This is a genomic window from Clostridium sp. MF28 (assembly GCF_002969175.1).
Lineage (GTDB): Bacteria > Bacillota > Clostridia > Clostridiales > Clostridiaceae > Clostridium > Clostridium beijerinckii.
In genome coordinates, this window is record NZ_CP014331.1 from 2,315,947 (window position 1) to 2,339,265 (window position 23,319).

General features: G+C 28.3%; 22 protein-coding genes. 3 read left to right on the forward strand and 19 right to left on the reverse strand.

Going from position 1 to position 23,319, the window contains the following annotated elements; all coding sequences use genetic code 11:
• Positions 1-77: 77 nt before the first annotated feature.
• Positions 78-917 (reverse strand): AraC family transcriptional regulator, encoded by an 840-nt coding sequence (locus AXY43_RS10220; RefSeq protein ID WP_039770151.1) that lies wholly within the window; start codon positions 915-917, stop codon positions 78-80.
• Positions 918-1,441: 524 nt separating this feature from the next.
• On the opposite strand from AXY43_RS10220, the gene AXY43_RS10225 reads away from it, so the two are divergent.
• Positions 1,442-2,764, forward strand: a complete 1,323-nt coding sequence (locus AXY43_RS10225) for an alpha-glucosidase/alpha-galactosidase (RefSeq protein WP_039770149.1) — start codon at positions 1,442-1,444, stop codon at positions 2,762-2,764.
• 83 nt (positions 2,765-2,847) lie between these two features.
• On the opposite strand, the gene AXY43_RS10230 is transcribed toward AXY43_RS10225, so the two are convergent.
• Positions 2,848-3,675, reverse strand: a complete 828-nt coding sequence (locus AXY43_RS10230) for a methyl-accepting chemotaxis protein (protein WP_039770147.1) — start codon at positions 3,673-3,675, stop codon at positions 2,848-2,850.
• 206 nt (positions 3,676-3,881) lie between these two features.
• On the opposite strand from AXY43_RS10230, the gene AXY43_RS10235 reads away from it, so the two are divergent.
• Positions 3,882-4,202, forward strand: a complete 321-nt coding sequence (locus AXY43_RS10235; RefSeq protein ID WP_017212555.1) for a YddF family protein — start codon at positions 3,882-3,884, stop codon at positions 4,200-4,202.
• Positions 4,203-4,475: 273 nt separating this feature from the next.
• Here the strand turns inward: AXY43_RS10235 and splB are convergent, their stop codons facing one another.
• The 3 genes from splB to AXY43_RS10250 form a co-directional block, all read right to left on the reverse strand.
• Positions 4,476-5,498, reverse strand: a complete 1,023-nt coding sequence (gene splB / locus AXY43_RS10240; protein ID WP_012060518.1) for a spore photoproduct lyase — start codon at positions 5,496-5,498, stop codon at positions 4,476-4,478.
• A gap of 130 nt (positions 5,499-5,628) precedes the next feature.
• A complete protein-coding gene (locus AXY43_RS10245) occupies positions 5,629-6,147 on the reverse strand; it encodes a hypothetical protein (RefSeq protein ID WP_039770142.1) in 519 nt (172 codons plus the stop codon).
• 457 nt (positions 6,148-6,604) lie between these two features.
• Positions 6,605-8,083 carry an ISLre2 family transposase gene (locus AXY43_RS10250; protein WP_077870071.1) on the reverse strand — a complete coding sequence of 493 codons (1,479 nt, stop codon included), beginning with the start codon at positions 8,081-8,083 and terminating at the stop codon, positions 6,605-6,607.
• A gap of 529 nt (positions 8,084-8,612) precedes the next feature.
• Between AXY43_RS10250 and AXY43_RS10255 the strand changes: the two genes are divergently transcribed.
• The gene (locus tag AXY43_RS10255; protein ID WP_039770140.1) at positions 8,613-9,830 is read left to right on the forward strand and encodes a DUF5105 domain-containing protein; all 1,218 of its coding nucleotides are present in this window, start codon (positions 8,613-8,615) and stop codon (positions 9,828-9,830) included.
• Positions 9,831-10,117: 287 nt separating this feature from the next.
• On the opposite strand, the gene AXY43_RS10260 is transcribed toward AXY43_RS10255, so the two are convergent.
• The 14 genes from AXY43_RS10260 to AXY43_RS10325 all read right to left on the reverse strand — a co-directional run bounded on the left by AXY43_RS10260 (position 10,118) and on the right by AXY43_RS10325 (position 23,301).
• Positions 10,118-11,281, reverse strand: a complete 1,164-nt coding sequence (locus AXY43_RS10260; protein WP_051144785.1) for an AAA family ATPase — start codon at positions 11,279-11,281, stop codon at positions 10,118-10,120.
• Between the two features lie 3 nt (positions 11,282-11,284).
• Positions 11,285-12,088 (reverse strand): RNA ligase family protein, encoded by an 804-nt coding sequence (locus tag AXY43_RS10265; RefSeq protein WP_039770138.1) that lies wholly within the window; start codon positions 12,086-12,088, stop codon positions 11,285-11,287.
• 1,059 nt (positions 12,089-13,147) lie between these two features.
• A complete protein-coding gene (locus tag AXY43_RS10270) occupies positions 13,148-14,047 on the reverse strand; it encodes an Rpn family recombination-promoting nuclease/putative transposase (RefSeq protein WP_243099200.1) in 900 nt (299 codons plus the stop codon).
• Positions 14,048-14,085: 38 nt separating this feature from the next.
• Positions 14,086-14,283, reverse strand: a complete 198-nt coding sequence (locus AXY43_RS10275; protein WP_039770134.1) for a hypothetical protein — start codon at positions 14,281-14,283, stop codon at positions 14,086-14,088.
• Between the two features lie 324 nt (positions 14,284-14,607).
• Positions 14,608-14,958, reverse strand: a complete 351-nt coding sequence (locus AXY43_RS10280) for a hypothetical protein (RefSeq protein ID WP_039770132.1) — start codon at positions 14,956-14,958, stop codon at positions 14,608-14,610.
• 538 nt (positions 14,959-15,496) lie between these two features.
• The gene (locus tag AXY43_RS27860; RefSeq protein ID WP_069187755.1) at positions 15,497-16,486 is read right to left on the reverse strand and encodes a transposase; all 990 of its coding nucleotides are present in this window, start codon (positions 16,484-16,486) and stop codon (positions 15,497-15,499) included.
• A 162-nt stretch (positions 16,487-16,648) separates the two neighbouring features.
• Positions 16,649-17,350, reverse strand: coding sequence for a hypothetical protein (locus AXY43_RS10290; protein WP_206608183.1), 702 nt, complete (start codon positions 17,348-17,350; stop codon positions 16,649-16,651).
• A gap of 19 nt (positions 17,351-17,369) precedes the next feature.
• Complete coding sequence (locus tag AXY43_RS10295; protein WP_105411506.1) at positions 17,370-17,630, reverse strand: hypothetical protein; 261 nt, start codon at positions 17,628-17,630, stop codon at positions 17,370-17,372.
• 362 nt (positions 17,631-17,992) lie between these two features.
• Positions 17,993-18,316 (reverse strand): hypothetical protein, encoded by a 324-nt coding sequence (locus tag AXY43_RS10300; RefSeq protein WP_146145469.1) that lies wholly within the window; start codon positions 18,314-18,316, stop codon positions 17,993-17,995.
• Between the two features lie 216 nt (positions 18,317-18,532).
• On the reverse strand, positions 18,533-18,811 hold the full coding sequence (locus AXY43_RS10305) for a hypothetical protein (protein WP_105411507.1): 279 nt from the start codon (positions 18,809-18,811) through the stop codon (positions 18,533-18,535).
• Positions 18,812-19,051: 240 nt separating this feature from the next.
• Positions 19,052-19,489 (reverse strand): hypothetical protein, encoded by a 438-nt coding sequence (locus tag AXY43_RS10310; protein WP_146145470.1) that lies wholly within the window; start codon positions 19,487-19,489, stop codon positions 19,052-19,054.
• 108 nt (positions 19,490-19,597) lie between these two features.
• Entirely contained in the window at positions 19,598-20,293 is a 696-nt protein-coding gene (locus tag AXY43_RS10315; protein ID WP_039770122.1) for a hypothetical protein, read from the reverse strand.
• A gap of 219 nt (positions 20,294-20,512) precedes the next feature.
• Positions 20,513-22,876: a hypothetical protein gene (locus tag AXY43_RS27865; RefSeq protein ID WP_242986342.1), complete on the reverse strand. Its 2,364-nt coding sequence runs from the start codon at positions 22,874-22,876 to the stop codon at positions 20,513-20,515.
• Positions 22,877-22,911: 35 nt separating this feature from the next.
• The gene (locus AXY43_RS10325) at positions 22,912-23,301 is read right to left on the reverse strand and encodes a DUF4280 domain-containing protein (protein WP_423236890.1); all 390 of its coding nucleotides are present in this window, start codon (positions 23,299-23,301) and stop codon (positions 22,912-22,914) included.
• Between the last annotated feature and the right edge of the window lie 18 nt (positions 23,302-23,319).

The following is a 23,319-nucleotide window of genomic DNA, read 5'->3' on the forward strand; positions in this document are numbered from 1 at the left end:
TTTTATATTTAAATTATACCACTATATTAATTTTATAACTAATTGCACTAAGCAGTTTTTAATTAACATCAGCTTTTCTATTCATTAGGTAGTTTAATATAATCAATGCTACTTTTTCTATATTGCACAGGTGTAATATTAAACTGTTTCTTAAAATGTTTATAAAAAGTAGGAGTATCCTTAAATCCACAAGAATAAGAAATTTCTGTTATATTCATTTTCGTGGTTTCAAGTAAATTCACAGCAGTATTTAACCGAAAAGAAATAAGATATTTCTGAGGTGAAATTTTATATTCCTCCATAAATATTTTATATAAATATGTTCTATCAATTCCAACATATTTAGCTATGTCGCTAACTTTGATATCATAGCCAAAGTTATTATAAATATAATCGCGGGCCTTATCAGCATATGACTCACAAGTGTTTTTTTCTTTTATATTTACCTGATCATACATGCTCGAAAAACACATATACAACTGACCAATGAGAGCATACTCATTGTGACTATCTTCTTCATAATTATGTATTAGTAAAAGTAGTCTTTCTTTGAAAACCCCATTACTGTTATCCTTGAAAATTAAATTATTTTTCGATAATCCACAATTTTTTAGAATAGTGCTAGCATCATTCCCATCAAAACTTACCCAACAGTACTCCCAAGGCTCTTCTTTATCTGCTTTATAATAGGTAGATTCACCCGGACAAATTAAGAAAGCCTCTCCACCTTGTAATTCATAGCATTTGTTATTTACATAATATTTCCCTTTTCCATTTAAAATATAATGCAAAAGATAGTGATGGCGAATGGCAGGCCCAAAAGAATGGGATGGCGCACAGACCTCATGACCTCCATAGTATATTGTTAAAGTACTGATTGATTTATATTTTGAAGTAAATTCTAACTTTGCTTCCATTAATTAATCCTCCTCTATGGTACTTACATATAGATAAACCAACTAAGACCTAGACTTATGCATATATCTCGCCGAAATGAGAATTATGCTGTTGTTCCAGTTTCTAAGGAAATTATGATGGATGATTCTAAGCTCACAAGTTGCACCAAGATGCTAGCCTCAAAGGCAAGCTTTGAACTAGCATACTTGGAACAACTTTTAATCTAAGAATCAAAGCCATCAAATTCCTAATGAAACATTTCACAAAAGCATAATTCTTATTTCTAGTTGGGACATATTTCATAGTATAAATCTAACTTAAAGTTGGGTTATCTATACTTTATGAATATATCTATCCAGCTTTAAAACTAAATTTATATAATAAATTACCAAAATAATAAATCCACTTTTAATTTTTATTAATAAAAGTATACAAACATTCAACATAACCACAATTTTTAGAAACATAAAACATAGAAAGCATACATTTACAATTATATAATTTATTTATAGTTATATCAAAATTACTCAAGGAGGATGATTATATGAAAATTACATTTATGGGAGCTGGAAGTACTGTATTTGCAAGAAATGTCTTAGGTGATTGTATGTGCACAGAATCACTACAAGATAGTGAAATTGCACTTTATGATATTGATGAGGAAAGATTAAAGGAAAGTGAAATAATCCTAAATGCAATCAACAAAAATATAAATAATGGCAAGGCTAATATAAAATGTTTTCTAGGCGTTGAAAATAGAAAGCTAGCACTTAAAGATGCAACTTTTGTGGTTAATGCTATTCAGGTTGGAGGATATGATCCTTGCACAATCACAGATTTCGAAATTCCTAAGAAATATGGTTTAAAACAAACTATTGCAGATACAATGGGAATCGGTGGAATTATGAGAGCTCTAAGAACAATTCCTGTAATGGCTGATTTCGCAAAAGATATGGAAGAAGTATGCCCTGATGCATATTTCTTAAACTATACTAATCCAATGGCTATGCTTACAGGTTTTATGCAACGTTTCACTAAAGTAAAAACAATCGGACTCTGTCATAGTGTACAAGTATGTTCAGAACATTTGTTAAAAGATTTAGGCATGGAAGATAAACTAGAAGGTAGAAAAGAGCTAATTGCTGGTATTAATCATATGGGTTGGTTATTAGAAATATATGATAAAGCAGGCAATGATTTATATCCTGAGATTAGAAAAAGAGCTGAGCTAAAAAATTCTGGTGAAGAAAAACATAAAGACATGGTTCGTTATGAATACATCAAACACCTTGGATACTACTGCACTGAGTCAAGCGAACATAATGCAGAATATAATCCTTTTTTCATTAAATCAAAATATCCAGAGCTAATTGATAAATTTAATATACCCCTAGATGAATATCCAAGAAGATGTATTGAACAAATTGAGGGTTGGCAAAAAGAGAAAAATGAAATATTACGTGATGGTAAAGTTACACATAAACGCTCAAAAGAATATGCATCTTATATTATGGAAGCAATTGTGACTAATACCCCTTATAAAATTGGTGGTAATGTACTAAATACTGGGCTCATTGATAATTTGCCAACTGATGCCTGCGTAGAAGTTCCTTGTATGGTCGACGCTATGGGAATTCATCCAACTCATGTAGGAAAACTTCCAACTCAACTTGCTGCTATGAATATGAATAATATAAATGCTCAGCTATTGACAATTGAAGCAGCAGTTACAAAAGATAGACGTAAAATCTATCAAGCTGCCATGATGGATCCACATACAGCTGCTGAATTATCTATTGATGACATTATAAAAATGTGTGATGAAATGATCCAAGCTCACGGAGATTATATGAAGGACTTTAACTAAATCAAATTGTTCACTTCCTTTATATAGTTTGTGGCACCTCTCATGATAAGAGCTGCCACTATAATATTTCCTAATGGAATTTATTATAATTCTTCTGACAATTTCCCTAATAAACTTGCAGTAGAATTTAGATTTTCAATTGATTCTGTTATTTTTTCTAATGCTGTTAATTGTTTATCTGATACAGTATCAACATCTGATACTTTTTCATTTATCTTTTTTATTGCATCTGATATATCTTTTATAACTGTTTCTATTGATCCTATAGATTTATGAGACTCATTAGATAATTTTCTAATTTCCTTTGCAACAACATTAAACCCTTTCCCATGTTCTCCTGCTCTTGCCGCCTCAATAGCTGCATTTAATCCCAGAAGATTTGTTTGAGACGATATACCTTTTATAAATCCAACTATCTCATCAGTATTAGCTGCCATTTCATTGGCAACATTTGTTTTAACCAGTATTTCTGAATTCATACTTGCTAATTCCTGAAAACTAGCTGAAATATCATTTATTCCAGTTGATATTTGAGAAACCGATTGAATTAAACTTTCTGTAATATCCATTACTGAATTTTTCTTAGTTAAGCTCTTTCCTATTGCAATTGAACCTATAATACCAGTATCATCTTTAATTGGAACCATATATGATTTAAAAGCCACCCCTAAGAACTCTTTTGGAATCATTTCAATCACTGGTTTTCCTTTATTCATAGCATTTTTCACGAAATCTCCAGCAACATCTCCTTCTTTTATTTTAAAATCTATTTCCTTACTTCCTTTGTAATATAATACTTTTTCTCTATCCGTTAACATAATTTCTATGTCATTATCAAAGAAAGTCTCTATATATTTAATAGAATTATAAATACTATTCAATTCATCATTTCCAAAATTACCTTTTAACATTTTTTAACTCCACCCTTACTACTTATAAGCTATTACTATATTTTCGATTAAAATATTAAATGCTATTATAATTATATTTGATTTCTTGTTAAAGTTAAATATTAAATGCATAACTTGATCAAATAAGCTAATTGATTTTGCAATATAAATTAAATGACTGACAAATATAGGATTTATGTAGTAATATATTATTAGAGGTGATGAACATGAAGGTTGCGATATTTAATGGAACTGTTGCTACAACAAATGGTGTTTATAAGATAAGTGATATAGATGTGGAATCTGCAAAAAAGCTTTTATATAAGGACGGATTCATATCTGCAATAGGACACGAATCAACAGCAGAGGCTATCTCTGATACACTTAATATGGATATCAAAATGAATCGTGTGAATTTTAAACAAGAAGTTGGGCAAAAAGCTATAGTTTTTAAATTAAATGTGAGACCTCCAGAGGGATCAGTCTTATCAAGAGATGAAATAGAAAAAATAGGCTACTCATTTAAATTAATGGAGAGATTAGAATGAATATAAAATTTTTAACTTAGAATTGTATTTGAACTTATTGAACGTACAGATACTCTTACTCTGAAAAGATAAATGGTATCGCAAAAGATTCTAAAAAGCAGTTCTTTCCAATTTAGCTTGTTAAAATAAAATTAAGTATGATGAATTGGATGATACCTGCTTTTTAGTGTTTTCAATTATATTCCAGTAGTCCTATGGAATATTACATCTATTAAATATAAAACCCACACTGCATTTCAGTATATAAACTTAAATCTACGCCCTGTTATTTATCTATATAACATACTTAATTTCTTTATTTTCAAATAAGTCCTCTATTTCTTTTATAAAGAATTGTTTCATTTCATCTATATTTTCTTTTGGATAAACATACTTTCCATATCCAAATTGACCATATTTGAATTTACGCTCTTCATCACTCATTGGTAATTCACTTTCTGGAAAAACCTGAAGTATTATATTTTTTGCTGTTGATGTATAACGATGAGATATTATCTCAAAGGTCACTGGAGTTTTTAAATCCCTTGGCAGATTTTTACTTAAGCTTAGCAATAAATCATGATATTCTTCTTTCCAATTTGGATAAATGAACACAGGTGCAACTAAAAAACCAATTGGATATCCTGCTTTAGCCGCCTTTATACTAGCTTCTATCCTTAAGTCACGTGAAGCTGTTGCATGCTCATACTTATTAATAACTGATGATGTATTAATGCTAAATCTCATTTCAGTATGACCATTATGTTCTAAATCCAATAGTGAATCTATATCATTATACTTTGTTACAAACCTGAATCTAGCATTTTCATGCTTACCAAAAAATACTATAGCCTTTTCAAGTGAATGAGTATAAGGTTCCACGGGAATTGGATCTGATGTAGCTGCACCTTCAAATATGGTTATTTCGGGCAACCTTTCATCTATATACTTCTGAGCCTGACTTAAAATCTCATCAATATTTACATGTACCTTTACAAAAGGCTTGTCACCGAGTTTTGTGTTTAAATAACAATATTCACATTGCCCCATACACCCTGATATTAGTGGTAATTGATAATGAGCCGAAGGCTTACAAGATTGAAATTTCAGACTCTTCTTTGTTCCAACCACTAAAGTCTTCTTTCCTTCCCTATACTGAGCATAAAAATCTTCTCCAGGAATATGCTGTTTCAATTTATTTGAAGTAATATTGATAATTTCAACATCCTTTTTATCTTTAAACTTGTTTAAAATATTTTTAGCTGCCTCATAATCTAATGAATCTTTTTCAAATATAACTCTTTTAGGTATAAACATATTTTTTCAAAAAACCAGCATATATACGCTGGTTCTTTTTCTCCTCTCTTTATATTTATATTGTGTGTTTGTTTATATAAAGCTAGTATTTGCTAAAAATTATATTATATATACCTAAATTTACTTTTAATTACTTCATATTCTTTTGTGTTTTATAATTGTTTATTCTATCCTTAAGCTCGTTTACATTGGGTTTCCTATCTATTGATATTTCTTCCTTATTATCCAATTTATAAATAACAGGAACTGGCTCCCCTTCTTTTAAGAACTCTAATTCTGCATAACGAATAACTGTTGTTACTTCCCCTAAAAATTCACTTCCATTCTGCTCTAAAACATCAAGTTCCAATTTAACTTCTTCCAATTTTCTTGAATACTTCTTCCCTGTTTCTGTTATCTTTCTAATAAGTCCCACACTTTTAACCCCATTAGTTAGAGCTTTCTTATATTTTACTTCCCGTGAAATCATTGTTACAATTATTATGGCTAAAGGAATAAGTAATGCCAATGTTGGAATCATTAATGGCAATCCAGCACTAATCCCTCTCTCATTTGTTTTAGTTAAAAAATTCTGCATAATAATAAATAAGCTAAACCCAGTAGCTGCTATAATTAAAATTGCTGATAGATAATTTTTATCTTGTTTCATATTTATTCTCCCTTTTTTATATTTTAATGTAAAATTTTAATTCTATAGATAGATAATATATAATTTAGACTTCTGTTGAAACATACCGAAATTATAAATATTTTTCTTATTTTAAGAGTTTTAATTTTTTTATTCAAACAAAGAAATTTAATTCTGTTCCCATTGAGTATTCCTATCTAAATACGACTTCATAGTGACATTGTTAACGTTAAACATTTTGCTTTTATTACTCCTTTCTACAAAAATAATCTGTAGAATACCTATTTCAAATTCATTATAACATAAATAATAAACTTAATTAATAAATTAAATATGTAATTATACTGTATTTTTACCATTGGATACAATTAATCTAAAACTTTGTTTGAGTCAAGTAAAAGTTGGCAAGAATTTTATTTAATTTATTATCCATTATTTTACATCATATTTTTAGAATTTCCCTACACACGCTTTATACTTAACTATAACTAATATCACTAAATGATTTTAATCCACATAAATCACGCACTATTTTTCTACCTAGCGTTGTGGCAGCTCCGCTGTACGGAATTTGTGCGCTATTACACTTATATACCTTACATTTATTAGATTCTTTATTTGCTTGAAATACTGTTAATGGTAGTTTTGTAACTATTGTATCAATAACATTATCAGGAATAATATTTCTATAGATTTTATCCACAGTATCAAACAACCTATTACTAAATTTTTCAGATAATATTTTAGATAAATTATCTGCACCATTAATAGACCAGCTCATTTTTCTGCCCTTCATCCTTTGAGCTAATACATCACAAATATTATGTTCCATTGTACCTAAATTCCTGTATTCTATGCCTTCCGGCGCCGTAGGCATGTCTATGTTACCTCTTAATTTATATGGTGTTAATCCATCTCTATTGTGAGCTAAGTAATCATATAACTCAGTAAGCTTCTTAAATGAAACATCTTCTTCATTTGTAAGTGTCATCATATTTACAATAGCTTCTAGACCTTCATCAATTTTACCTTCTCTAAATAGTTTTAATAATTGCTTTTGGGTTCTTTTATCACTTACCTTACGCATAATTGCTTGACCTACATGAAATGGATCTAGTTGAAAATGAATGTCTTGATCCTCACAAGTTGCCTTAATCCACTTTGCTCCATCACCGTTTAATATTCTAGTTTGAATTTCGTCTACATTGTATTTTTCTGAAATTGTTGCGCTAGCAAGCTTTTTAAAGTGGCTAGAATTACTAAAACTTGCACAAGCAGTTTTATCAACAACTACATATTCTTTTTTGCTTCCTGGACGTAAAGTCCAGCCTGTATATGATACTGCTAGTTTTAACTCTTTCTTTTTATTTTTCCCTTTTGGTCTATCTTTACCTTGAAGATAGAGCCAAACTCCATCTTGCTCTTGAAACAATACTGGTACTTCCTTTTCGCCTTTTAACACACCTTTATCATCTAGTTCAATTTTACGATTTTCTAGTTCTTTAATCTTTTCTCCAACTGTTTGAACTACGTTCCAAACGCCTTGAGCACTAATTTCTTGATTACACATAGTTTTAATATTCTCAGATGTCTTTCTAAAAGAAACATCCGCCACGTTAGTCAAAATAGTTTCTACGAGATTTATAGAAACATTTCCTATAGTATCCATTCCTAAATACTCATCCAAAAGGTATTTAGTTGCTTTCTTACCATCCTCAAGTTTTAATTCATAAACACGCCTAGAATACTCTACATTCCCCATAATAGTCCTCAAACAAGTTTGCTTACGGCCTTTATTACGGTAAACCTTGCTATCTCTTTCATTAAGTAGTTTTTCATCCAAGGATTCTAATATGCTTTTTAATGCATTGCAAGCTTCATCACAAGCATATTTATAAATTCTTTTCTCTAACTCCTTGAAAGTAAATCCATTATCATTTAAACTTAATTCATACATAAATCTAACTCTATTCTATTTAGTTTCGTCAACTTAATTATAATGGATAATTTATGTATTGAGGAGATGCTTTTGCATCTCCTTTATTATTTATATAGTATTCTTTATTATCTTTGCCTACTAAAATTATACTCTAACAAAACTTTTGTATACATTTTCATTTTATAAAATCCTTTTACATAATAAACATTATTTGTAATAAAAGTTCTATACAAAGACCACCGTTCTAAAATAACTTAGGACAGTGGTCTTTAAAATTATATATAAACTTTACTTAAGAATATTTTATATTAATTAAAAGTTTAGTTACTGCTGAAATTTAACTGTATTTAACATATTTTCTTTAATCTATCCTTCATTATTTTCATCACTCTTTTCTCTTTATCTTTAAAGATAGATATGAAATTTTACCCCAATTCCATTTTATAATAGCATCCATATTAGTAAAAAACAACTTTAAATTACTTTAATTGGATGATATAATGTACTTTGTTAACTACTAAACTTAAAATGATAGGGGTAAAAAATAATGAAGAAAAAAAGAATAATTAGTTTTTTAGTATTGGTGGCGTTACTATTTAGTTTTTTATTTAGTGGATGCTTTGATAGTAATGCAGCAAAAAATTCAGCTGACATTTACTGTTCACTAATATTTAAATCTGATGCTAAAGATCTTCAAAAGATAGGGGTATCTGACTCTGAGAAAGACAATATAATAAAAGAATACGAAGATAAAATTAAGGATCAATTAAGAAAAAATGTTCTTTTGATGCAATATTCAGCTTCAGATGAACAATTAAATTCTATATGTGAAGCATATAAAGAAGCACTTTCAAAGATTACCTATGAAACAAAGCAAATTTCTAAATCTGGTGACGAAGCCGAAGTAGAAATTTCAACTACTAATTTTGATATAAAAAAAATCGATGAACAAGCAGCAATGGATGCTTTAGATGAAACGGATAAGATGGAATTTACAAGTAATGAAGAGGAAAATAAAAAATTTGGTGAAATATATTTAAGCAAGCTTACAGAAGGATTAAAAAATGCAGAAGTGAGCTCTGATAAATCTTCAAATACATTTAAATTTAAAAAAGTTAATAGATATTGGATTGCAAATGATCAAACTAATTTCGGGTACAAGTTAGTTGAATTAGCAGTAAATAAAGATAATCCTAATCTTAATATTGATGAAGAAAGTATCTCCCCAAAAGAAAGTGCTGAAGTTCTTTGGAACTTAGTAATTAAGGAAGATAGTAACGGCATGGAGAAACTTGGTTACAGCAAAGCTTTTGGCGAAAGAATAATTAAGAATATAAATAAAAATGATTTTAAAACTTTTAAGAAAGAATCTGGACAATCTGGTATTTCATTATCGGATGATCAACTTCAAGGAATGATAACTGCTCTAAGAAGTGCTATAAGTAAAAACTCAGTTAATTTTGAAGAAGTGTCTAAAACAGATAATTCTGCACAAGTTAAAGTATCATCAACATTTATAGATAGAGATCAAATCTCTAAAGATGCTGTAAATATTACTACATCTCAGGCACTATCAAATGGTATTAGAGATAAACAAAAACTTACAGAAGCTTATGTTGCAAACCTAATAGATTCAATTAATAAGGGCCAAATAAGCCCAACAACAACTGAAAATACATTCAGCTTCACTAAAGTCGGAAATATATGGTTGCCATCAGATACAACTAATTATACTGAAAGCATTTCTAAAATGGTTATAAAATAATAAAATTTATTGAGTGATCTATAACGATTTTTAAATATAAATAGCCCTATTCATTAGGGTTATTTATATTTTTTATATCCATTATTTTCATATAATAAAGGAACACATATTTTTCAATTATAAATATATGTTCCTTTTATTTTTTAACTAATCAATACCATGATATATTTTACTCTTATTCTTACTACTATAATTATAAAATAAAGTTCTTTCTGCCATATATTTCTCATATAGAACTTAGATTTCTATATCTATTTGCTCACCATTTTTGATTTTAACTCTAACATCTAATATTCCTTTTCAATGCTTACTTCTTTGGAATCTCCATTCACATGAAATTCCGTTTTATATCCTTCAAAGCTTTCTAGCATATCAAATTTATGAATCATGTTATTTATTACTTTTATTGGCACGCTTCTAGCTCTAGTTCTATTCCTTGAAATAAGTTCGTTATATGGCACTTCAATATAAATAAATTTGACTCTAGCTCCATAGGATGAAAATAAATCACATAACTTCTTTCTAGTATCACTTACAATATTTGTTGCATCCCATACAAAGGGCTCCTTTAATCGCAGATAATCCTTTGCTCTATCTTTTGCAACCATAGCAATTTTACTTGAATTATCTCTCGGCGACACATTGAATTCTTCTCTTATATCATCTAAGGAAATCACATGCATATGGCTTAAATTTTCTTTTATATAAGTATCCTTACCTGCAAGTGGAAATCCAACCATTACTATAACTTCAAAGCTTGTAATATCAAATACTTCATCACCATACCAAATATTTTTACTATTAAAATATTTGAACCTCGTATATTCATTTCTAAATTCTTTTTTAGAATAAAAACACCCTATTTCAATGGAATATTCCCTAAAATACTCTATCTTATTTAAAAGCTCTTTTTTATCGCCACATTCTCTTCCTAACAGATCTGCCCTTGACAAAAGATATAATAAATTCATGTCCAAGCATTCACTTGCTTTAATTAAATTATACTCTAAATCTTCCTTCTCCATAAAGAGTAGTGGCAAGCCATGATATTTTATTAAGGCTGCAATTTGTTCTCTAGTTTGAAAATCAATTTCATATTTTTGAGCATATTCCATATAAACTAGTTCTCTAAACCTCTTTGCTCCTTTTATGGCATGCTTTGCAGATACTATTTCTCCATCTTCAATTTTGGTACAGCTTATTTTCCCTATATCATGGAACAAGGCAGCTAAATATAAAATCACCCTTTGCTTATTAGAAAGTTCCTTCCATTCATTTAACTTCAAAAGCTCATCACACACATTTTTAGTGTGAATATAAACATTCCCTTCACCATGATATTTGGGATTTTGAGGTATTTCAATAAGGTTATTTATAACTTGAAAGCTATCGGCTATACTCTGAAAATCAAATTGTTTATTAATCATATTTTCAAATAAATCACTCTTCACTTCTTACACCTCTTCTCCTAGAGAAAATAAATCTAACCCCTCTTTAAGCTTATTAGGAATGATAGGTCTATTAATCCAATGAGTTTCAGAGTCTAATATAGTATTTAAAAAAGAATTCCTTACATATTTAAATCTATCTATAACTTCATTTTCACTTTCAACCTTGATATATAATCCTTCCATTAAGTCTGAAGCATCTGTTTGCTTTTTTGCAATTTCATAAGACAAATTTAATTCCTCACATTGCTTTTTAAAAACTTCTTGGCAGTTTTCAGATTTAAAATTGGATCTACCTAAAAACGAAGTTAATTCTTTTAATTTGTTCAATTTTCCTTCATAGAGTACTAAAACTGAAGTAATAAATTTATGTCCTTGAAGCATTTCCTTTCTTCTTTTAGTACTTAAAAATTTATTTTCCAACTTATCGTAAATATCAAATTCCATAAAATAATGAGTGAGTTCATCATAGAAAACAGTGTGTTTTGCATATAGCCATTCCCCATACATTACATATCTATTTCCTAGTATGCTTTCAAGCTCATTTTTATTAGAATTAGCCCACATTTTAAATAGTGAAAACTGCTTTTCACCATATCCTCCATTTAAAAAATGACCTCTGCTCTGCAAAAGTAGATTTCCATTCTTATCAAAGCTGATTCCTGTATTTGCTCCATCAACTTTTTCTTCTACAACTATATATTTATCTTTAATAACTTCAAATTTAACACTTTTTAAATCCTCATCGCCAGCTTGAAGCCTTGACCCCTCAATGTGACGAGTTCTTGGATATTTAAACATTCCGTCCATATTATCTCTTCTTTCTTAGTTTATTTATCTAATATCTAGCCACTATAACACTCCCATCTTCTTTTACGTGGGAAATAACAATGACTTAGCCCCCAGACATTGTGTCCCTTATGGTATAAGTTCAACTTATTATTTTCAATGAGAAATTTATATTGAACATCTACAATCACAAAATCTCCCCGTGCACCAATATTTTTACAAAATAAAAAGTGCTGCGAATTTAACTTTTCACAACACAAATAAACTAAAAAAGATATTGCTTTTTTAGAGAATTAAGCATTTAAAAGAAAGTAATAATAAAATATCCTATCTTATAATTGCCTTTGCTATGTTATTGAAAAGTATATTCTAATTTAGGCACATTCAAAAAATAACAAGTCTATTTGCTTGTTTATTTTCATGCGACTGAAATAAGAGCATCTTAAAAAGAAGTTTTCTATAATATGAAAACTTTTATTTATCATACTTTTAATAAAGCTCTTAATTTTATATCAAATATTATTGATATAATCGACTACCTAATAAAATTAGATATAATCTATTAGAATATACACATTACATAGTTCTCTTCCTCTCAAAATTACAATTTATATAAATATAACATTTTAATGTTTATATGTCAAATTAATCCATATTATAACTTGTTTTGGATTCTTTTATGATTTTGCAATATACTATCCTATTTTATGTAATAGGTTTTGGGGTGGTTTTATAAAGTTCTTTATTACATTAAGAACCGAAATTTCAATATAGTATACATTTCTCATATAGGTTAACAATTTTATAAAGTAATTTTTTCAAATTATAAAACCTTACTTTGCTTATTAATTTGGCAAAAATGAGATTTTATTTGCAGTGAAATTTTTCCGAATTTGATATACCTTTTAAATCTTAAAAGGCACCACTTATATAAATGACTCTATGATTTTGAAACTAAAGTTCTGCTCATACTATATTTTTTTACATAATAAAAGAGCATATATTTCTTCAACTTGAAATATACACTCTCTCATTTATTGCAAAAATTCATTTTAATAACTTATCACTATATTATTTTTATTAATTTAGTTCTTCCTTAATTTTTAAGACTTCGTCAACACTTAACCCTGTTCCCTTTGCAACCATATCAACATCCAGTCCCATAATTAAAAAATTTTTTGCATTTTTTATTGTTGCTTCCTTCAATCCTTCTTTTATGCCTTCTTCTCTAGCACTTTTAAGTCTTGTCATTTGATCATGAAGTTCTGCTTCTCTTGCTTCATATGCTGCTCTTGCATTATCATCTTTACTTATAACTTCAAGAATATTATATGCTTTTTTTATTTTTTCGTTTTTTTCTGCTAGCATTTCAAACGCCTCCTTATTTCTTGATTGTAAGAACATCATCCATTGAACTAATGGTTCAGATTCATCTTTTGGAATATTATTATCAAACAATTTGGGTAATTCTAAATAATGAATCTCTAATACATCTGTTAACTTTTTATTTGTTTCATCTTCTGTAATATGAAAACTTGTATGAAGTTTATTTATTTCTATACAATTAAAATCAACTATATTTATTGTTATACATTTTTTTAGTTTATCATATGTATCTCCTGATTTTATCTGACCATTATACATTTTACTCCAATAAAATAATGTTCTTTCAGCCATGTAATCGGTATATAAAACTTGGATTTCTATATCTATATGCTCACCGCTTTTAGTTTTTGCTCTAACATCTAAAATTCCTTTTCTATCTTCAGAAAATTCTCTTAATAGTTCTGTATTAATTAGTTCTATATCTTCTAATTCATCATGTGGCATCTTTAATATTGAATTTAATAATTCTATTAATAAATCCTTATTTTTCTCATCTCCAAATAATAATTTAAAAACAAAATCATTTTTAGGTGACATTATAAATCCATCATCTAAAACTTCTTTTCTTACCATCTTAATCACCACATCTTCCATTTATTTATACTTTTATTATATACCATAAAGTGCTTTTCTTAAACCAAAAACCAACTTATATTTAACTCATTAAAACTTTTGATTCTAAGTAAAAACCCTAACAACACAAGTGTTATAACCTGTGCTGTATCATATGTAGGATTAACTCTCAAATCTGTTAATTTATTTAGTTCACTTTCAATATAATAAACATTTTTCATATGTTTTACTAACTTAGCAAAGTAATTTTTTCTCAATTACAGAACCTCATTTCAGTTAATAGCTTAATAAAAATGAGGTTTCATTTATAGCGGAAATTCTCGGAATTTGATATACTTTTTAAATTGCTAATAATATCACTAATATCAACAGTTTTATGATTTAGAAGCTAAACTTCTTCTTCTGAATTTAAATCTCCATCTAAATTCGCAACATCAGCTGCAAAAACTTCATATACTCTAGTAAATCTAGAAACAACATTGTACTCTTAAAATCCCTATTATACTTTTGATGTTAATTTAATTATGATTTAGAAGATTAGATTTTGAATATCAGAATAAGTTAATGTATGATCATAAGTATCACTTAAATATCTTTAAAAGTTCTAAAGTTATTTCATTACAAAAATCGATAGAATCGAATAATGATCGATACTCATTATAAAATAAACCAATAATGACATCTGCTTTAGGTTTACAAACAATTCCTTTTACTTCTCCCTGTTTCCATGTTACTGGCATTTCCTGTCCTATTAACGAATTATTTAAATTAGTTATCGTATCTAAATCACCAAATAATTGCTTTGGTAGATCTTTTTCCTTTAAATTACTCATTTCCCCAAGAAACTTAATCCCATTATTATCTAGATAACTAATTATACAATAATCTATTCCTTTACTTACAATTAATTCTTGAATTTTTGATTCATACATATCCTTATCTCCTTAAATTTTTAATATTTGTTTCTATTTTGGGCCTGGATCATACCACTTTCAAGGTTCTTTTTCTATCAATCGTTCTCCTTTTGCTTTCCAGTGTTCTTTAATTTCTTTAATTCTGAGCTTATTACCATTAACCTCAGAATTAAATATTGATTGTTGGTGAACCACCAAGCAATCTAGCTTTTGCTATAATTATACATAAATTTACAAATATTTTCCATTAATCCTTGCTTGAAAACATTCAATATTCTAAAAATAGATAGACTTTCCCCTACCCCAAAAATTATTTCTCCATTATTATGTTTTTTTACTCTTTAAGCACTATTGAAAACCAACTCTGATTTATATTCAATCAGATACAATCCCTTTAGCAAAAGTCTTACAATTTCTCGTTGTGTTGAAAAATGCTTTCTCAACCGCCTAAATAGAAATAATTGCATTATGTTTGATGCAATAAATATCAAATAAAGTACAGCTTCAACTGCTTTACCTCCATGCACAAAGCAATGTTCTAAGCCACTTTCTTTTTTCAAATTATTAAAAATGAATTTTCAATATCCCAGCGTGCTCTTATTATTTTAAATAAAGTTTCAAATTCCATATCCATACAAGTCGTTATAATCATTATTTGTGACCTCTTTTTATTTTGATATTTCATTGCATATTTCATAAAACGCAATGGCTCTTTTACCTTGTCCATAATAAATACTAACTCATATACTTCAATTTTTTCAAAACCTCTTTCATTTGTCCAAACTTCAGCTTTCTCTGACTTATTTACTCTCTTTTTCACTTCTCTAATGCTTTTATTATTGTTATTCTTCGTTCTAACAATTGTATCAACACCATGCTGCCTACAATGATTAATCCAAACGGAATTACAGGCAAGAGCATCATAAACTACAACATCAATTAAACTTTTATGAACTCTTAATACATCTGTAAACAGCCTTTTTGCCACATTTTGTTCTCCTTCATCCTTTGATTCCGAATCTTGTCCTGGTCTATAATTTTCAAAATCAATAACAAGCTTTGGTCCTTCTCCAACTATTGACATGACGACTCCACTATGAAAACAATGAGATTTATTCCTTAAGCATTCTGGGCAGCTTTTCTTATTACTTCCGAAGAACTTTGTTCCATCTATAGCGGCCACTGTACATCCATCAATTGTTCCATTTTCAAAAACTTTATTCTCTACTGCCTTCTTTATTATATATTCATTTATTTCTTTTAAGCCTTTAATATCAATAATCTTTAAAGTATCTCTAATACTATCAACCAATGGCAGCCTTGTACCTCTTGGAAATAGTTTGCTGAATTCATTATTTTTAATCATCAAATTCAATTCATTAAAACTTTTGATTCTAAGTAAAAAACCTAACAGTACAAGTGTTACAGCCTTTGCTGTATCATATGTAGGATTAACTCTCCCATCTGTTAATTTATTTAATCCATTTTCAATATGATATACATTTTTCATGTATCTTATTAACTTAGCAAAGTAATTTTTCCTCAATTTATAAAACCTCATTTCGGTTATTAGTTTAACAAAAATGAGGTTTCCTTTTATAGTGAAAATTCTCCGAATTTGATACACTTTTTAAATTACTAAAAACACTAGTGATTTCAATGATTTTATGATTTAGAAGCTAAACTGCTGTCGAATTACTCAATCTCATCATTTCTTATTTAATTGTTTTGAAACCTTATACTCTACTAAGTAATAAGTTGAGCATGCTACAAGTATATAACATATGAGTAAACAAAAACAAATTATCGTAACAAGCATTGTAAATTGACCATATTTCTTTACAATTGGTTCAATGATAAAATATCCTATACCAAAAAATATCGGACCACCTATTAACACTGTTTTATTTTTATTCATTATTTCTTTTTTTATTTTCATTTCTGTTTTAGCTCTAATTATAACTATTCTTAGCGTGCTAAGAAAAATTAATATATATATAAATATAGTTAAATATACAAAATAAATATTTTTAAATTTTAAGAATACATAATAAGATGTGTAGGCCATTGATAAAAATGCTAGTGACATCATCCACAGACTAATTACTTTAAAGAAAATAAGTATCATCTTATTTTTTCTAGCCTTGAATGCTGTTATACATCCGCATAGAACAATAAAAGACATAATTACCAATACAAGTTTCCCTACCACATCATTATCCTTAACTATATTCATAATCCATACATATATCCAAATAATAACCGTTGCTATCGTGTATTGAGTAATCTCTTTTCCTATTTTTTTATTATTTAATGTTGCAATGTCCCTTTTCATTCTGCCAATCATATTAACCTCCATTTTGCCGCCACGCCTACTAATAATAAAATTATTAATTTTCTTGATTTCCATCCAGTCCTTTATACTACTATTATTTCCACAAATGTATAAACTCTTCAGCAAAACTCTGCATAAAAGGACATATCTTGCTGAATTCATTATCTTTAATCATAAAATTTAATTCATTGAAACTTTTTATCCTAAGCAAAAGACCTAAAAGCACAAGTGTTATAACATGTGCTGTATCATATGTATGATTAACTCTCAAATCTGTTAATTTATTTAGTGCATTTTCAATATGATAAACATTTTTCATATATTTTACTAACTTAGCAAAGTAATTTTTTCTCAAATACAAAACCTCATTTCAGTTAATAGCTTAACAAAAATGAGGTCTCATTTATAGTGAAAATTCTCAGAATTTGATACACTTTTAAAATCACCCAAAATGCTAGTGATATCAATGGTTTTAAAATTTAGGAGCTGAACGGCTGTATTTACTAAATTAATTTTCTATTTCCTTTGCCTCTAATAGTTTTTTATAAATTCTAAAACGCAGTGCTTCCACGCCTGATTTTACAACTGTAAATTCAAATAGTAAAAAGGAATGTAGAACTAGTAAGCATTTGATGGTATTCAAATAATCATAATTACTATTAATAATTAATAGTATAAATTAAATTTCGATGAACTAAGCTTTTTATAACATATATATTATTTTTTATTTTTTTTATAATTAGCATTTTCATTCAAATATTCTATAAGATTCTCACTTAGCTTTATCTTATTATTATTCTCTAAAGCATAAATAATATCTGATATTCTCTTTATAGATTTTACAGGAAGAGTCAACAAGCTATAATTTTGATTATTTAAAAACACAATTGATAAAACATTCCATCTCTTCCATCTATATGTTTGCTCAATTAACTTTAAATCTAATCCTTTTATATCACTAAATAAAATTATTGATTTAGAAAAAACACTACCAGTTTCTATTCTATCTTGATATAAACTAATATGATCTGTTATCAACATAATTATAAATGGTAATAATATTAATTCGAATAAAAATACACACCAAATAGCTAATATATCATGCCGATTAATTAATACAAAAATTGGAAGTATACATATAATCACAAAAAAAATTATTAGTATTAACTTCCTTTTTATATTGTATTCTGAAAAAGTAGGTATTTCTTTATTCAATATATATCATGTCCTCTCTTTATATTAATATATTCCTTTAAACTAATTATCGGAACAATTGAATTTAATATATTGTTTATTTAATATCTCCAATACTGCATTTAACGTGCTATCTTTAAATGTATTTTCGAAATCCATATGATCGCTTGGTTGTATTTTACCTCTAACAATTTTAATCCTTTTATCTTTCATAAATTTATCTAAACTTATTATATTGCAAAAAAAATCTTCTGAATTACGCGTATTTACTACGGTGCCATCATCTAAATTTATGTTATAAAAAAGTTCTATTTGGCTTTTGATGTCTCGCTCATATGACACTTCTACATCTATAACATCATTCCATACATAACTCCTATTTTTACAAAGTATACCATCCCTTATAACAATCCCCTAATTATTCGCGTCTATATATTCCTTTTTGTTTCCATATTTTCTTCCTTCAAAATATATATTCTTTAAGCATTTTCTCAAAAATCTTATCTAATCCATGCTAAATGATAAATCTGTAAATTCCTTATCACTTGGCACATCTACACTGCCAAAGAGAACATATAACTTCTAACCTTCTCCATTTAAATATTCTTTTAAATCATTACTTATATTTATTTGGTAATTATAATTTTTCAAAATAGAAATTACACCTGGTATACTATTACTTGCAGGAAGACTACATAAGATATGATTGTGTTTGTCTAAAAAGATAATTTTTAGGGCACTCCAGTTATATCCCTTATTTGATCCTTCAAATAACTTTATATCTATCACTTTTATCTTATTAAATAAAACTATAGATTTTGAGAAAACACTTCCAACTTCTATTTTATTTGAATATACACTAAAATGACTTGTTAATATATAAACTGCTATTACCGAAGGTATTATTTGCATAGCCAGAAGAAAACAAATAATTTCCACATCACTTGTACTAGTCATTGGAAAAATAGGTAAAATAAAAAGAATTATAAATAAAGGCATAATTTTAAACTTTTTATTCATGTTATACTCTGAAAAAATAGGTACTTCTCTTTTCACTATTTATCACCGCTCTTCATATTAATAATATAATTTCTAACATTTCAATTCATAATATAACGATTTAATATTCTATTTACCCAGTATTTTTACCACAACTTCTAATCTATCATTCTTTGCTCCTCCTGGACCTTGATACTGACTTACAAAATCGCTATAGTCCTTACTCAATATTTTTTGTCTACTAATCATAATCTTTTCATTTTGCATTAAATTATCGAGGTTGACTATATTATCGAAAAAATCTTTTGAATCATTTGCATGTACTATTTTCCCATCATCCAAATATATATCATAACTAATTATCAGAGCACCTTTATTCCCTCTTTTATATGATACTTTTGTAGATGTCACATCACTCCAGTTATAATCTTTAATATTTGAAAAAATATTTTTTCTAACATGTATTCCATCCTTACTTATATCTGTATAATCAAAGAATTTTAAAAAAAGAAAGAATGTCAAAATCATAATTATTGTAATAATAATAATTAAACAAATTTTAACTTCCATAGCATTCATGTGAGAATAATTTTTTATAATAAAAATTGCCATAAATATTATAATAGGTATGGCAAAAGTTATTATCCATTGTGATATATCATCATGAATGAACAATAATGTGCTCGCATTAGATAACTTTGAAATTTGAAAATTATAATACCATTCATATAATGAACCTAAGATTGGTAACGAAATAATTAAAACCATAAAAAAAATCATAACATTTTGCCAATCACTAGATGTTTCGCTACTATTTTTATTCAAATGTATTCCCTCCTAAAGCCACTTAATAAACTATTACAGTGCTTCTTCACTTTTATTACTCTTCTTTTATATAGTTTCCAAAAGCTATTTATCTTATTGTGATAGCAATTTATTCATAGTGATAATCTCCCTAACCAACTTGTGATTGATTTAACTATTTGTCCCCAGTTATTACGCATTTTACTCAATTGAGTCTGATTGATGCCATGGATTTAATCTCTAATTTTTATTTGCTATTTTGTTAGCATAGTAAATATCTTGACCAGCTCTTGTTTTATTTGCAGCTTGTTTAACATTATCATCTGGATTTGCTATTGCATCTTTTACACGGTCTTGAATTGATTCACCACCTGGCTTCCATACTTGCGTAGCTCCTATATATACTAATCCAACAACCAATCCAGCAAGTGCACCAATAGCTGTTCCATATCCTGGAACAGCCGAGCCTGTTACCGCTCCCTCACCAATCCATGACGCAATTAACGCTTCAGTTCCCACTCCAGCTGCATTGGATAGTACCACTCCACCAGCATCAAATGCCCCATTAACATATGCATTGGAATTGCGTCTTTCTGGAGATATATTTTTATCTGCTGCATCAGCCTTATAACTTAAATACACATCTAGACCCGCAGCAATCCACCCTCCTTTACTACCCATCTTAGCAGCTGTATCTAATCGCTCTGCATTTTGTACTGCCTTTGCTGCCATTATATTTTTAAATTCAAATGAATAAGTAGGTTTAATAGCATTTGAAATAACTCTAGGTATATAGACTTTTCCAGCTTCTAATCCAACTTGAACAGCACTTGTACCAATTCCTGCGTCGTTTCCTAGAGATAAATATGCTGACCAATCGGCTTGATTCCAACTACTATTACCCGAATTAGAATTATCAGCCCCACTATTACCATCCCCATTAGCAATAACTGATCCACATGAAGGCTTACTTCCTTGTAATGCGTTTATTGCACTGCATGCATCAGCAAAACTAATATCATTTCCATTTACATCCTTCAATAATTTTGCTGAATCCTTAGTTATAAGATGTCCTTCTAATGGTTTTGGTTCTACTACAATCTGTACTTGTATTGGTTCATCATCTGTAAACTTAGGAAATGCTGTTCTATCACTTCCATTACTTACTGTTGCTCCACCCAAAACATTAATTTCACCTTCCAACGATACATTAGATGTTTTTCCTTTTTTCATTAATATTTGACTTGTAGCATTTATATTTACATTATTAGGTGTACTTATTACTACTTCTCCACCTGCATTTAAACTTAAACCACTTGGACTTTTAATTGTTACTCCTGTTTCATCTTCAAAATTTATGCTTAAATTTTCTTCGCTTCCACTTTTTATATTTAAAGCATCTGGAAGCATTTCTATCACTTTACCATATTCAGTTTCAAAATATCTATTAGCTGTATCATAGAGCCTATCACAAGTGGCTCTATTTTTTCGTACACAGCTTGTTACCATCGGATTTTCAGTTGTTTCATTAGGAAAATATAACATTGCACTTTCACCAACTAGTGGCATTGAATATAATATATTTCCTGCTATTGGTGCATAGTAAAACCAAGTTGCTTCATCTTCATTTTGACTTTTATCTATGTCTAGATGAAGTTTTACCATTTCACCTTGTACTGCAAGGACTTTTCCTTCGATAGCTGCTCCTTTTAAATATTTATTATATATTCTCTCCTGCCATACTCCATTTTTCCTGCATATTTTATAATTATAAATTAATTCCCCTCTGTCTACATAAGCTTCATGATCTCTAATATATAATTCTTTTTGCTTAAAATAAATTTGAGAACAAATTTCAAGTTTATCCCTTATTTTTACTTCATAATAAAAATAATCTGTATCATTATACTTACCACTACCGCTAGCTTGGTAAAACTTTTTTAAATTCTTCCATGCTTTATAGCTAATACTGTCTTTTAATGTATATGCATGTTCTTGTGGTCTTCCAAAATTGAATATATTCTTAATTTCCATTATATCACAATAAATATCTGATTTTAATTCACTTGCAACTCTCTTAAAAAAGCTCCAATCTGTTTCTCTATACTGAAATAGTGGCTTACCTATTGGTTGTCCATTTCCTACGAATTGCTTAAATCCATAGCCTAAATATTCGCTTAATATTTCATTTATTAAATCGTCGTATGTCATATTTACATTTTGAAATGATCTGCTTTTTTCTTCTATATCTAATTGGGTGCTAATTGTTAATGCCTGTATTTCTATATAGTAAACTCCATCAACATTTCTTGTATTAATATTTTCAACTATTCCTTTAAATAGAATTTTACAAACTCTTTCATCTACTATATTAATATTTACAGAATCTTCATTATAGCTTATGTTTTCCTCTTCTGGTGCTTCGTAAACACATATTTTATCATTAGCGGAAGCTTTTATGGCGGAATCAAAATTTATTTTTTCATCTATTAAACATTTTAAAAATAAATAGCCATGCTCATTAGGCTTATTCTCAATTTTTATATCTAATATTTTCATTAACTCGTAAGGTGATTCAACTCTTAGCCTATGAATTTCTCCCATATATTTACCTCCTGCTCACACTCTAAATTTATTTTTTATTTTTGACCATTGGCAACAAATTTTATCTGTCCACCATATGCACATACTAATATTGACTTTTCTGTCAATGCAGCTTTTCCTCCAACTAGAGTATCTTCTTTAGCATTTATCCAATCGTTTAATGTTTTCACTTGACATTTTTTCCCTGTAACTATTCCTCCAGTTTCTGTTACCAATGTAATATCAGCACCATTAGACGGACAATCTCCGTTACATACTCCAAAATAACTAATATTTTTATCTACTATACTATCTGTTTTATTCATCATAGGGTTTTTATTTGCATATGTTCCATGACTTACAGGAAGATTTATCTTTCTTGTGTGAGTGCCCTTATCACATTTCATTCTAGCTCCTCTAACTACATAAGCAATATTATCTGCCACACTTATCATCTCCTATTT

What these genes read in the sequence shown, in the direction of transcription:
- AXY43_RS10270 (WP_243099200.1), bottom strand. Translation starts at nt 14,047, where the DNA reads ATGGAAGATGTGGTGATTAAGATGGTAAGAAAAGAAGTTTTAGATGAT.
- AXY43_RS10300 (WP_146145469.1), bottom strand. Translation starts at nt 18,316, where the DNA reads ATGTTGATAACAGATCATATTAGTTTATATCAAGATAGAATAGAAACT.
- splB (WP_012060518.1), bottom strand. Translation starts at nt 5,498, where the DNA reads ATGTTTATACCTAAAAGAGTTATATTTGAAAAAGATTCATTAGATTAT.
- AXY43_RS10220 (WP_039770151.1), bottom strand. Translation starts at nt 917, where the DNA reads ATGGAAGCAAAGTTAGAATTTACTTCAAAATATAAATCAATCAGTACT.
- AXY43_RS10280 (WP_039770132.1), bottom strand. Translation starts at nt 14,958, where the DNA reads ATGTATGAATCAAAAATTCAAGAATTAATTGTAAGTAAAGGAATAGAT.
- AXY43_RS27865 (WP_242986342.1), bottom strand. Translation starts at nt 22,876, where the DNA reads ATGGGAGAAATTCATAGGCTAAGAGTTGAATCACCTTACGAGTTAATG.
- AXY43_RS10250 (WP_077870071.1), bottom strand. Translation starts at nt 8,083, where the DNA reads ATGTATGAATTAAGTTTAAATGATAATGGATTTACTTTCAAGGAGTTA.
- AXY43_RS10290 (WP_206608183.1), bottom strand. Translation starts at nt 17,350, where the DNA reads ATGGAAATCAAGAAAATTAATAATTTTATTATTAGTAGGCGTGGCGGC.
- AXY43_RS10225 (WP_039770149.1), top strand. Translation starts at nt 1,442, where the DNA reads ATGAAAATTACATTTATGGGAGCTGGAAGTACTGTATTTGCAAGAAAT.
- AXY43_RS10255 (WP_039770140.1), top strand. Translation starts at nt 8,613, where the DNA reads ATGAAGAAAAAAAGAATAATTAGTTTTTTAGTATTGGTGGCGTTACTA.
- AXY43_RS10310 (WP_146145470.1), bottom strand. Translation starts at nt 19,489, where the DNA reads ATGAATAAAAAGTTTAAAATTATGCCTTTATTTATAATTCTTTTTATT.
- AXY43_RS10265 (WP_039770138.1), bottom strand. Translation starts at nt 12,088, where the DNA reads ATGGACGGAATGTTTAAATATCCAAGAACTCGTCACATTGAGGGGTCA.
- AXY43_RS10245 (WP_039770142.1), bottom strand. Translation starts at nt 6,147, where the DNA reads ATGAAACAAGATAAAAATTATCTATCAGCAATTTTAATTATAGCAGCT.
- AXY43_RS10235 (WP_017212555.1), top strand. Translation starts at nt 3,882, where the DNA reads ATGAAGGTTGCGATATTTAATGGAACTGTTGCTACAACAAATGGTGTT.
- AXY43_RS10230 (WP_039770147.1), bottom strand. Translation starts at nt 3,675, where the DNA reads ATGTTAAAAGGTAATTTTGGAAATGATGAATTGAATAGTATTTATAAT.